A 12,173-nucleotide genomic window follows, 5' to 3' on the forward strand; every position below is an offset into this window, starting at 1 on the left:
ACCCGCCGGTGCACTCGGTCATCGGGTCGACCGTGCCGTTGCCGTCCTTGTCGAAGCACCACTTGCCGTCGGTCGGCATGTCGGTTGGCAGGCCGTCGAGAACGCCGTCGGTCATGATCAGCCCGATCGACACCGGGCGAGATCCCTTCCGCACGCTGTAGGCGATCAGCTTGCCGTTGCCAAGTCTGAGCTGCTCGCCGTACTCCGCGCACATACCGCGGTACGACTGGGTGTCCTTGACAAGCCGATCCACGACCTCGCTCGGCCGCTGCACGGTCTGCTCATGGCCTCCGGCGACCAAGCAGAACTGTTCCTGCCGTGCTCCAGCCGCGCTGGCCGACGACGTCACGGCGACGGCAGCTGACACGACCAGGGGCACGGCGGCCAGGGCCGCCGTCCGACGTAGGTTCAAGGGTTACCTCCAGAGATCGGTTGACTACAGCTGTTCGAAGTCCGGCGTCACCCTACCGGGATGATCTCACCGTGAATGCCATTCCGTTGCGACGGCAAAGCTGGTCGCCTCGGGGATCGGACCATCAAGGACGTAGCCGGCTTGAGCGGGGAACGAGCCGCCCGGGGAGATCGGCGCGATGCCGAGCAGGCCGAGGCGGTCCCGCCGAGGAGCTGCTGTGTACGCCAAGCGCCGGCCGCCCGGTGCGAGGGCGTCGACATACGGCAAAGGCTACGTACGGGCCAAGTTCGGCAAAGCCGTCGCGAAGATCTGAAGAACATCGTGTATGTAGTGCTCGCTTCAACTAACACGGCGTTTACGCCAACCACGTCTGAGAAGAATGGCCGAGCACAAGCACATTCAGAAGCGGGGTGATTCTGGTATGGCAGGAACAGCCGAACAGCCGGGACTGAAGGCCGGCGGTGCCGTAAACGGCCCTATGTATGGATCACGACAGCAACTGGAGCGTGCTTGCGCCGAGGTCCCCGAGCCATCCTGCGATGACTTGCAGCGGGCCGATCAGCGTGGCGCCTGCTGTGACGAGCGCTCCTGTTGACTTGAGCAGCGAGGTCAGCCGTCGCAGGTGGCCTTCCACGACCGGCGGGGCGGGACTGTGCTTGCGTAGTTCAGTGCCCAGTTCGTCAACGGAGGTTCGCGCCGTCGAGCTGGTGGCCTGGTCGAGCGGAAGCGTGCGGACTACTTGTCGCAGGGAGTCGACGGCACTGCGCGCGGCGTCGAGGGTGGTGACCGTCACGTGTTGGCCGCCGCTGATCCATTGGTTGCCGGCCGCTTGGTTGATCACGTTCGCGTGCTGGTTGTGGATGTTGAATGTCATCTTGTGTTCCCGTCAGTACGACGTAGGTGGGACAGGGATGGCCGGCACACGCCGTCGCCGTGCGGCGGCGACGATGTGGAGCACGATGCCGATGATTAGCAGAACCGAGCCGAGGATCACGGCGAAGAACCCGTAGACGGCGATCGGGATACCGAACACCTCTCGGCCCAGGAGCGGGAGGTCGTCGGGTTGCGCATCAGGGCCGATGTTTTGGACGTTGTCAATGAAGTTGAAGATGTTCGCCGCCCATACTCCGAAGCCGACGACGACGAGTATGAAGCCGAACCAGACGAGCAGCCACGCCTTGCTTCGGGTCGCGGCGATGTCGCGAAGAAAGCTCTGCCGCTCGTGCATCACGTGTTGCACGTACGAGTTGTAGTTGTGCTGGTCCCGTCCGACGTTGCTGATGACGCCACCGCGTTGGTGCTCGACTTCGAAGCGCGGCGCAACCGGTGCCCGGGGTTGCCACAGGAGTGTTTCGGGTCCATCGCCGCGCTTGGCGTGCTGCTCGAAGCGCAGTGGCACGCCGGCAAACGCGAGGATATCCCCGTCTTGCAGAGTCACCGGCACGGTCACGGTGGTGTCGTTGATACGGGTTCCGCTGCGTGAACCGAGGTCCTGGACTGTTACCTTGCCGCCGGTCCGACGGAGTGTGGCGTGCTTACGGCTGACCCGGGGGTCGTCGAGCACCAGGTCACATTCGCTGTCCCGGCCGACTAGCAGCTGATCAGCCCGGATCTCAAAGACGCGATTCCGCAAGGCTTCCGGCTGGATTCCTATGAGGCGCGGCGTCGGATTCTGGTGGTACATGACTCGCCTCCGCTGTCGGCCATGCGACCGTATGGGCTGGCAGGTGTCCTAATAAATGAGTGCGTGGAACTTGACGCAGATACATTGCCCAACGAAAAAAACCAACAGCGGCGGATCCACGACCGGCGCTGACCGTCCTTCGGCGCGGCACCCTCGCGCCCCTCGACACCTAGGCTGTGGTGAGGGTGGTGATCAAGTCCTGGTAGGCCTCGTCGAGGTGCTCGGTGGCGAGCGCGCGTTGTTGTGGCATCTGGTTGGGGTTGGCGATGCCGATCTGGAGATCGGCCACGGCATCTGTTATCAGGTGTGGCCATTGCCAGGGCTGTGGGCTTGGGCCCCAAGAGTCCGGCAGTGGACCCCAGGGCTCGGGGTACGGGCCGTCCGATACCGCGTACAGCTGGCCGGTGTCCTGGTCGATCAGGCCGAATGCGGCGACCTGTGCCGGCGCGTCGCCGAGCAGGTTGGCGGCCTCGGTGTAGACATCGAGCGCCTGGTTGCGCAGTCGGGCCTGTTCGGTTTGGTCGGCGATGTTGGCGGCCTGACTCCATTGACCGAACCCGTCCGCGATGTGCCGACTGGCCTCGTTGAGAATTTCCGGCTGGATCACGGACTCGAGTTGGACAGCCAATCCGCATTGCGGGCATTCGCCGTGCCAGGGCTGGATCACCTCGACGGATATCACCAGGTCGGAGCAGTCGAGGTATGGCGGGCCGGACGGGTTCTCAACGACCCAGCAATGGCCGATGGCGGACGGATCGGCCTGGGCGGACGGCGGGATGTGAACCATGCCGAAGGTGACTGCAAGGACGAATACCAGTGCCAGCCGAGTCAACCGGCGGCGGGGACGACCGACCACGATGTTCCTCCGTGCTCTGCGAACTACCAGTGATCGTGGGCGCAGAGTCGCGTGCGGTGGACGACTGCGATCCGCGCAGCCGCCGAATTTCGCCGCTTCTCGGCGATTGACAGCCGGGAAGCCGCTCGCGCAATTCCCCGTAACGGCGTGCGCTCGTCATCCGCGCCCGCCAGTTCGCGCTGTCCGCCATCCGCTGCCCCCAGCTCAACGACCAATCCAGCGTTGCACATCCAGGTCTCGCGAGGCGCCGATCGCCGGAAAATTACCCCCAACGGACGAGTAGAACGAGGAATGACAACGGCGACACCTGCCGGACCGGGGCGAGCGCGGGGCTGACCAGCCCCGCGTGGAGGTCACGAAGTGAAGTTCCTGGAATCGTTCGGACAGTTCTGTTGCGACTTCATCATCGGCGACGACTGCAAGATCGCCGTCGAGGTCGTGACCGCGTTGGTCGTGTTGCTGGTGTTTTCACTGACGAACGTACATCGCGGAGTGTGGTTCGTACACGAGCGCTTGTACGCCAGCCTCCCAACCACATTCCATCATCGGTTGGCGGCTTGACGACGCATAGTTGGGTTATGTGTCGGTGCTGATCAAGACGAATGTGCGAAGTTCCATGGATAAGGCAGACCGGTTCAGATCGTGACGTCTCGTCCGTCGTTATCACGATCAGGCATCTATTCGCCGAGCGCCCTTGCTTGTCCATCCATCAAGGCGGAGTTGCCGCCGAGCATCCTGACCAGCCATTTCCAAACGGTGATCGTGGGACTTTCGGATGCTGCGTGCTGGCGAGCTCACCTCTCCGCTGACGTACGATTCTCCTCGTCTCACTTGGGGAGATGCCGCGATGGAGCTGCTGACGTGACGCGTCCCGATGAAGAATCGATCGATACCAAGTTCGCCCCGAACGGTGGGCGCCGTTGGCGTCTGGCGCGGAGCAGTAGGGTGTTTCCGTCCTCGATGCCAAAAGAAGGTGATGGCACCGACGTGTTCGACCCCGGCACGTTGCAGATCGGAAAGGTGTATCGCCGCGGCCGGTATATCAGCTCACAGATCAGCCTGCAAGTAGCCCGCTATATTCGAGTACGTGGAGATCTTCTCTCGCTCGTGGCCAACGAGCGCCTCAACGACGAAAAGGCTGGTATATACGGAGATGCCAAGAGATGCGGTGACTACCTCACGATAGCGCGAAACCAGCTAGAGTCGCGCCGCCCGAATCTTGCGGTCTGTACCAACGTTCTCACCCTGGCGGAACGTCAACTGGTGATGTTGTATCCACTGAAGACTCTCGCGGTACGTTTCGACATGGTTCGGCGGCTCCTTGAGATCCGCGCCGCCAGGTCGGAGTGGGTGCAGAAGCAGCTGATTGACCTACGCACGTACAACTCCGACGAACAGGACGCAGCTCGGCTCCGGCTCCAGCAAGCGGTGATCACCGCGTTCCAGATCGACGAACAGGACCAGCTTGAGGACGACCTGCAGGTCAGCAGACTCAGGCGGCTGTGGATCTACATGTTCGCCTCCTGGGTTTTGTTGATGGGTGTGATGCCGTTTGTGACGACTCAGGTCGAGACGAGTCAGAACACGGACAACTGGCCGGTGTTCGATCTGTCCACTACCTGGCTGACCCAGATCGTGGCCGCGCTCGGGATATCGGTAGTTGGCGCGGTGGGCGGCGTGATCAGCGGCATGTTCGGCGTGCGAGACGCCCGGGCCACGCTGGGTGACTTCCGGACCAGCCTGCTTCGTCTGTCGCTGAAGCCGATCGCCGGTGCCATCGCCGCCCTCGTCGTCTACCTATTCCTCAGCTGGCAGGTCATCAGCGGGATCCAGGTGGACAGTGGCGGTGTGTACATCCTGGCTGCCTTCCTGGCAGGCTTCTCAGAACGCTACTTCCTACGCATCCTGCATCCCGAGGAGTTGCAAAAACACAAGCCGGAGAATCAGGAGAAGCAAAAGCCGGAGAAGCCGAGGAGGACAAGGACGACTCCGGCATCTCCAGGGCCGTCATCGCACCTTGCCGCACCGGAAACATTCCACCAAGCAGACGCCGAGTAGCGACAACGGCGTTAGCGGCAAGCGGTTGATGGGAGGCAGCGACAGCGCACCGTGGTTGTCGTGAGCAGGTGCGCCGGCCCGCTCACGGATTGGCCGGCTAGGCCAGATCCGCGGCGGATTCGGCGCCGCGCTCGCGCAGCCAGCGAGCCAGGTCCTCGGCGTTGCTGCGTTCCGCGACGTCGAGTGGGGTTCCCACGGTGGGGTCCAGTTGACGGTCGCGCCGCGGGCTGCGAGGAACTCGGCTGCTTCCCGTTGGCCGCCGTGACACGCGCCCCAGAACGCCGCATCGATCTCGTGCTGCTCCGGTGTCTGCGCGGGCGAGAAATAGGCCTGCACGCGGTCCATCAGCCCGAGCGTCGCCGCGGTCCACAACGTGGTTGCCGCGCCCCGCTCGACCAGCCGGTACGCAGCGTCCCCCTGCGCGAAGGCTGTCGCGTCCGACAATGGGGAGCCACTGCCGATCACCGCGCCGGGCGCGTCGATGTCGACGCCCGCGTCGAGCAGCGAGTCGAGGACCGCCACGTCATTCGAGCTCGCCGCCCAATGCAGTGGGGTTTCCTCGTGTGCACCGTGAAACCGGGCGTGCACGTCGGCGCCGGCATCGACCAGCAAGGCCACGGTCGCCGCGCCGTTGGGGAAATGGCCCGGCCAGTCCGTCACTGCTATGTCGTGAACAGCTACGGAAACACCTGGACGCACCTTCGTCTGTCCGGCACCAACGTCGAAGGCTGGGTGTATGACGTCTACCTGGACGACTTCGGCGCCACGCACCTCTGCTGAGGGTCCCCGGGGTGGCCAGGCGGCCTGAGTGGCCGGCCGGCCACCCCACCGCACGCTTCCCCGTCTGGTCCACGCGCCGGCCGGTGCTGCATCGCTGCCGCCGCTACCGATCGCGCGTGCACATCCAGCCCCACACTCGGACGCTCGTACAACACCGGGGCCGAGCAGGCAGCCCTGCCCGGCAACCCACCGATGTTGTGAGCGAGGCCCGGCCCGCAACCGCACTCACCACGAACCAGTCACGACATACCGTCTAGCGCCAGTGATCAGCCAGCCTGCCAACCGGCCTACATACAAGTCGGAACCTCAGGATCCTCATCCGCGGCGTACGCGGTGATGACTGTGTATCAGACCACACTCGGAGAGGGTGAAGACGTCGGCGAAGTCGACCGTGCCGGTGCTGCAGGTGTGCCGGCCGGTGACCATGAGGGCCTCGTCGCCCGGTTCGATCGTCCAGAGTTCGTGGGCGCCGGGGGACCGCTCGCGCAGTATGCGGACCGCGTCCTCGCGGCTGTTCGTGTCGCGGGAGCTGACGCCGCGGACATGGGCGTCCTCGTCGATGAGTGACGCGTAGCCGTCGATTTCGAGCGCGTCAAGATACGCATACAGCAGGCGGACGTGGTCGACGCCGACGGTCATGACGGCCGCGCTGGCGGGAAGGCTCTGCGGATTGCCGGCCATGAGCGATCTCCTCGGGCACGCCGTGGTCGTACGTCGATCTTCCTGCTATCGGACATCTCCACGCAATCCCCGCGTTATCCCCACCCACGGTGCCTTGATGCCCCGAATGGCACCATTTTCCGGTGGCCAAATGGCGCAGTCTTTCGCTCGCGCGAGCGATAGGCAGCGGCGGGGGGCACACGTACATTGGAGGAATCGCCCCAGGGCCGGGTGATCGTCGAGCATGGCAAGGAGTTGGCTGCGCTGCACAGCGCCCCGTACCCGAGGTTCTGCATCCTCGGTCCGGTGGACGTGGAGGGGCCCGACGGTCCCGTTCGTATTCCACCCGGCCGGCAGCAGGTCATCCTCGCGTTCCTGCTGCTGGAAGCGAACCAGGTTGTCAGCATCGATAACTTGGTGGACGCGCTGTGGGACGAAAATCCGCCGAACACCGCCCGGACCCAGGTGCAGATAAGCGTGTCCCGCCTCCGCAAGAACCTCGCCGGCGCGGGAGTGAGCGTCGCGATCGAGACCAAACCGCCCGGGTATGTGCTGCGGGTGTCGGGCGGCAATCTCGACGCGCACGTGTTCACGACGACGGTGGCCGAGGCACGGGCCATCGCGATGGAGGGCCGCACAGCCGAGGCGGCGAACATGCTCCGTGCCGCTGCCGCACTGTGGCGCGGAGCGTGCCTCGACGGCCTGCCGAGTCGCGCCCTGCGGACCAGGGCGCTGCGGCTCGACGAGGAACGCCTGAGCGCTATCGAGGACTACCTCGAACTGGAGTTGCATCTCGGCCGGCATCGCAGGCTCGTCGGGGAGATCACGCACCTGACGCACCAGAACCCGCTGCGCGAACGGCTGCGCGCGTTGCTCATGATCGCGCTCTACCGGTCCGGAAGGCAGGCCGAGGCACTCGACGTGTACCGCGAGGGCCGAGAAATGCTCGTCGACGAGCTGGGCCTCGAACCGGGACCGGAGCTGCGGCTCTTGGAGAACGCGATATTCGCCGGCGACGAAAGCTTGCCGTTCACCCGCACGGCCCCCGTGGCCGCCCCGCCGCTGCGCGACCCGGAGCCGGTGCCACCGGTGTCCCGCGTGACCTGCCCACACCAACTGCCCGCCGACACCGCCGACTTCGTCGGCCACGAGGCCGTCCTCGACGCGGCAGAGGCGGTGCTGACCGGCGATCGTCGTGCCGTCGGCATCGTCGTGGTCACCGGGCGGCCCGGGGTCGGGAAGAGCACCGTGGCCGCACATCTCGCCCACCGGGTCGCCACCGGCCACTTCCCGGACGGTCAGCTGTACTGCGACCTGCGCGGCACCCGCGCCGAGCCGAGTGCGGCGTTCGACGTGCTGGGCCGTTTTCTCGGCGCCCTCGGCATTCCCGGTCCCGCGATTCCCGCCGACCTCGACGGCCGCTCCGACATGTACCGCACCGTCCTCACCGAGCGGCGAGTGCTCGTGGTGCTCGACGACGCGACGAGTGAACGTCAGGTACTGCCGCTCCTCCCCGGCAGCAGCACCTGCGCGGTCATCGTGACCAGTCGCGCACGGCTCACCGGGGTGCCCGGCGCGCACCGCGTCGACCTGCCCGTGCTGGACGTCGACCAGTCGCTCGCCCTGTTCGCCGCGGTGCTGGGTGAGGACCGGGTCAACGCCGAGAGCGCGCCGGCCGAGGCGCTCGTCGCGACGGTCGGCGGGCTGCCGCTCGCGGTGCGGATCATCGCGGCTCGGCTCGCCGCCAGACCGCACTGGACGCTTGCGTCGATGGTGCACCGGCTGGCGAGCGAACGGCACCGCCTCGACGAGCTCGCTCACGGCGAGATGACCATCCGCGCGAGCCTGTCGCTCACCCATGACGGTCTCGACGACCGATCACGCGAACTGTTCGCGCTGCTCAGCCAGTTCGAGGGGCCGACGCTGCCGGGCTGGCTGGCCGGCGCCGTTCTCGACGACGACCGCCGCTTCCCGTCCGACCTGCTCGAACCGCTCGTCGACGTCCAGATGCTCGAGGTCTCCTCGGTAGCGCCGACGGGCGAGTTCCGCTATCGCTTCCAGGACATGCTGCGCCTGTTCGCCAGGGAGAAGGCGGAGACCGACATCCCGCCGGATCGTCGGGTGCGCGCGGTGGCACGGGTCGTCGGCGGTTGGCTGGCTCTGACCGAGGAGGCACATCGGCGCGTGTACGGCGGGGACTTCACTGTGCTGCACGGTGACGGCGCCCGGTGGCGGCCACACCCGGAGTACGTCGACCAGGCGATGACCGACCCGCTCGACTGGATGGAGGGCGAACGGGAGAACCTGTGCATGGCCGTCGGACAGGCGGTCGACGCTGGCCTGCACGAGGTGGGCTGGGACCTCGCGGTCACGGTCGCCACGCTGTGCGAACTGCGCGGTCACCTCGACGAGTGGCACCAGACGCACCAGGTTGCGCTCACCGCCACCCGCGCGGCGGGCGACGTGCGGGGCACGGCGGCGCTGCTCGGGTCGCTGGGCACGCTGTACCTGACCTGGGGCCAGTACCGACGCGCGCACGAGACACTCGGTGCCGCGCTGGCCGAGTTCGTGACGCTGGACGAACCACGCGGTGCCGGCTTGTGCCGCCGCGACCTCGCGCTGCTGGCCCGGTACGCGGGCGACGACGAGCTGGCGCTGTCGTTGTACGAGCAGGCCATCGGCGATTTCGGGCGTGTCGACGACGTCGTAGGCCGGGCAACCGTGCTGACGCAGCGCGCCTACATCCTGTGCCTGCAGAACGAGTTCGGCAGCGCGCGGGCCGATCTCGCCGAGGCGCTGGAGATCAACCGCGGTGTGGGCTACGCGGGCGGGGTGGCGCGCGCGCTGCGCAGGCTCGGCCAGGTGCAGTTCCGCAGCGGCGCGCATCCGGACGCCGAACGCACGTTCACCGAGGTGCTGGCGATGGTGCGCCGCAGCCGGGACGTGATCGGGGAAGGACACCTACTGTTCAACCTCGGCGAGGTGACGGCCGCGGCGGGCCGGCTCGATCTCGCGAGCCGCTGGTTCGAGAAGGCGCTGGAAATACGCGAGACGATCATGGACCGCCACGGGTGCGCGGTGGTGCGGACCGCGTTAGCCGACGTCTTGATGCGGACAGGCCAGCGGCGGCGGGCGGCGGAGCTGTTGGAGCAGGCGGTCGCGGTGTTCGCGGAGCGGGGTATGGACCGGGAGCGCGCCGCCGCCGACCGGATGTTCGCGGTGATCACCGGCAACCAGGCCGGCAACACGCCCTGACGTCAGTCCCAGGGGTCGCTCAACGACGTGGCGGTGTTCGCGCCGGAGTCGTGGCTGACCGGCGGATCCGCAGAGGCGACGACTGTGCCAGCCGACAGGGCCGTGACGGCGAGGGCGGCGGCGACGGTGGCGCGGGCAGCGACGGCAAATCTGCGGAACACGGTGTTTCCTCTCGATTCTCACTGGTGCCGGGCTGGAGTTTCGCTCGACGACGACGACGCTATGGACCGGCCTTATCCCGTGGTTATCACGGCGTTTGCACCCACCGGCTCGCGACAAAGGCCGCATCTTCGCAGGGCGAAGGGGTTAAGCGTGGGATGCCAGGGTGATAACGGACCGGCGCGAGAGTGGGGGCGAGCAGACCGTGCGACCGGAAGGACAAGTGATGGCCAACCCCGCCCTGGCGGACGATCCCGCGACGCAGTTCGGTCCGCTGTTACGCAGGTACCGCAGCGCGGCGGGTCTCACCCAGCGCGTGCTCGCCGACCTGTCCACCGTGAGCGTCCGCGCGATCCGCGACCTCGAACAGGGCAAGGCCCAGCCCCGCCCGGACACCGTCCGGCTGCTGACCGGCGCGCTGCGACTCGGCCGGGACGCGAGCGACGACCTGAAGTTGGCCGCCGGTGGCCGTGCGGGCCGGACGCTGCGCGAGGAGTACGGTCCGCACATCGCGGTACCGCCGACCGTGCTGACCCCGATGTTCGGCCGGGACGCCGAACTCGGTGCCATCATCGGGGAACTGGCGAGTGACAACGGCAGGCTGGTGACCCTGCACGGACTTCCCGGCGTCGGCCGCACCCGGCTCGCCGTCGCGGTTGCGGCCGACCTGCACAGCGCGGGCACGCCGGTGCTGTGGGTGAGCGCGCCGCATGCGTACGGCGCGCTCACCCAACCGGTACGCGACATCCGGCTGGCAGCGCTGCTCACCACCGCCGTGGCCGCGCTGTTCGGCGCGGGTACGACAGCGTTGGCCGGGCTGATCGGTGAACGCGACACGCTCCTGGTGGTCGACGACGTCAACGCTGCGAACCTGCACGTCGACGCGCTGCTGGGGCTGCTCGGTGACTGCCCACGACTACGGGTACTCGTCACCGCCGACGGTCAGTGCGGTCTGCCCGGCGAGCGGCCGTTCCTGCTTGCCCCGCTGCCGGTGCCCGCGACCGTCGAACCCCGTTTGCTCGCGGAAGAACCCGCCGTGCGCCTGTTCGTCCACCACGTCACCGCCGCGCGGCAGCGGCTGTCCGCGGCCGACGCGCCGGACATCGCCGAGTTGTGCCTCCTGACCGACGGGCTGCCGCCCGCACTCGCCGCCGCCGCGTCCTGGCTGGAGGTCTTCGACCTACCGACGCTCCGCGAGGTTCTGGCCGCCGACCCCGGCGCGCTCGTCGACGCCGACCTGATGGGCCGGCTCGCCGCTCGGGTCGCCGCGCTCGCCCCCGCTGACCGCGCCGCACTCGCGGGGCTGACCGGTCCCGCCCGCACCCTCGCCGAGGTCGCCACCAGCACCGGCCGCACCGTCGCCGCCGCGGGTGGGCTGGTGCGGGATCTGGTGCAGCGGGGTCTGATTCGTGCCCGCCATGTGGCCGGGCGATCCCGGTTCGCCGTGCCGGTGCTCGTTGGGGCCCTGCTGCGAGGGGAGCACCGGATGACCGCGCCGGCACGGATAGAGGTGGAACAACCTCGGCGCCCGCCCCTCGCTGTTGCTGTCGTGCCGTCAGACGGCCCGCGCGCCGCGCTGACGACGGTCACCACGTGACGCGGGTCGTGCCGTAGCCCTGACCGTCCGGCCCGGGGCGAACCTGGTCGAGCCCGCGCCGCGAACGCCGCGCGCGCTCGTCGCCTCCTGCGCCTTTACGTCGCGCCACGAAGAAAGTGCCGTGGTTGGCGGGGGCATCGCCGAAACTGCCGCTGAGGTGCCGGTTCTGCTGCCGGTTGCGCCGCGGTGATCGCCGTAGTTTCCGAACTGGAAACGCCGCATTCGCTGGAGGAGTAGCGGTAATGGCAGCAAGCAAAACACAAGGATCACCACCACATATGGAGCTGACGGTTCTCGTCTCGAGCGTGGCGTCCGACGCGCACACCTGGAACCTTGTGTACCTCCAGCTGGTCCTGGAGGAGCTTGGGCACCGGGTGATCAACCTCGGCGCCTGCGTCCCCGACGACCTGCTGGTCGCGGAATGTTTGCGGGCGCGCCCGGACCTGGTCGTGATCAGCACCGTGAACGGGCACGGCCGGCGGGACGGCCGGAGGGTGATCGGCCGCGTCCGCACCTGCCAGGAACTGGCCGCCACGCCCGTGGTGATCGGCGGGAAACTCGGCATCGACGGGCCGCGCGCGAAGGACCACCGGGCGGTGCTCCTCGACGCCGGGTTCGACGCGGTGTTCGAGGACGCGGCGGGTCCGGCCCAGCTCCGTTCCTATGTGGACACGGTCTTACCGAGACTGTCCGCGAGCGTGACCAGTTGACC

General features: G+C 67.3%; 11 protein-coding genes. 5 read left to right on the forward strand and 6 right to left on the reverse strand.

Going from position 1 to position 12,173, the window contains the following annotated elements:
- From VH969_RS02880 to VH969_RS02895, 4 genes are all read right to left on the reverse strand, one after another.
- Nucleotides 1–253 (reverse strand): hypothetical protein (locus VH969_RS02880; RefSeq protein WP_331969882.1); only part of this gene is annotated, 253 nt, incomplete at its 3' end.
- Nucleotides 254–899: 646 nt separating this feature from the next.
- Nucleotides 900–1,286: a hypothetical protein gene (locus VH969_RS02885; RefSeq protein WP_331969885.1), complete on the reverse strand. Its 387-nt coding sequence runs from the start codon at nucleotides 1,284–1,286 to the stop codon at nucleotides 900–902.
- A gap of 12 nt (nucleotides 1,287–1,298) precedes the next feature.
- Nucleotides 1,299–2,096, reverse strand: a complete 798-nt coding sequence (locus tag VH969_RS02890; protein WP_331969888.1) for an FHA domain-containing protein — start codon at nucleotides 2,094–2,096, stop codon at nucleotides 1,299–1,301.
- 169 nt (nucleotides 2,097–2,265) lie between these two features.
- Nucleotides 2,266–2,952, reverse strand: coding sequence for a hypothetical protein (locus tag VH969_RS02895; RefSeq protein ID WP_331969891.1), 687 nt, complete (start codon nucleotides 2,950–2,952; stop codon nucleotides 2,266–2,268).
- A 360-nt stretch (nucleotides 2,953–3,312) separates the two neighbouring features.
- Between VH969_RS02895 and VH969_RS02900 the strand changes: the two genes are divergently transcribed.
- Nucleotides 3,313–3,513 carry a hypothetical protein gene (locus VH969_RS02900; RefSeq protein ID WP_331969894.1) on the forward strand — a complete coding sequence of 67 codons (201 nt, stop codon included), beginning with the start codon at nucleotides 3,313–3,315 and terminating at the stop codon, nucleotides 3,511–3,513.
- Nucleotides 3,514–3,813: 300 nt separating this feature from the next.
- Entirely contained in the window at nucleotides 3,814–5,010 is a 1,197-nt protein-coding gene (locus VH969_RS02905; protein WP_331969897.1) for a hypothetical protein, read from the forward strand.
- On the opposite strand, the gene VH969_RS02910 is transcribed toward VH969_RS02905, so the two are convergent.
- Complete coding sequence (locus VH969_RS02910; protein WP_331969900.1) at nucleotides 4,960–5,670, reverse strand: ankyrin repeat domain-containing protein; 711 nt, start codon at nucleotides 5,668–5,670, stop codon at nucleotides 4,960–4,962. The genes VH969_RS02905 and VH969_RS02910 overlap by 51 nt on opposite strands.
- Before the next feature lie 435 nt (nucleotides 5,671–6,105).
- Entirely contained in the window at nucleotides 6,106–6,471 is a 366-nt protein-coding gene (locus VH969_RS02915; RefSeq protein ID WP_331969904.1) for a hypothetical protein, read from the reverse strand.
- Nucleotides 6,472–6,681: 210 nt separating this feature from the next.
- On the opposite strand from VH969_RS02915, the gene VH969_RS02920 reads away from it, so the two are divergent.
- From VH969_RS02920 to VH969_RS02930, 3 genes are all read left to right on the forward strand, one after another.
- A complete protein-coding gene (locus tag VH969_RS02920; protein ID WP_331969907.1) occupies nucleotides 6,682–9,705 on the forward strand; it encodes an AfsR/SARP family transcriptional regulator in 3,024 nt (1,007 codons plus the stop codon).
- Nucleotides 9,706–10,090: 385 nt separating this feature from the next.
- Nucleotides 10,091–11,461, forward strand: a complete 1,371-nt coding sequence (locus VH969_RS02925) for a helix-turn-helix domain-containing protein (RefSeq protein WP_331969910.1) — start codon at nucleotides 10,091–10,093, stop codon at nucleotides 11,459–11,461.
- Between the two features lie 278 nt (nucleotides 11,462–11,739).
- Nucleotides 11,740–12,171, forward strand: coding sequence for a cobalamin B12-binding domain-containing protein (locus VH969_RS02930; RefSeq protein WP_331969913.1), 432 nt, complete (start codon nucleotides 11,740–11,742; stop codon nucleotides 12,169–12,171).
- Nucleotides 12,172–12,173 lie beyond the last annotated feature (2 nt).

Source organism: Actinophytocola sp. (assembly GCF_036555685.1).
GTDB lineage: Bacteria > Actinomycetota > Actinomycetes > Mycobacteriales > Pseudonocardiaceae > Actinophytocola.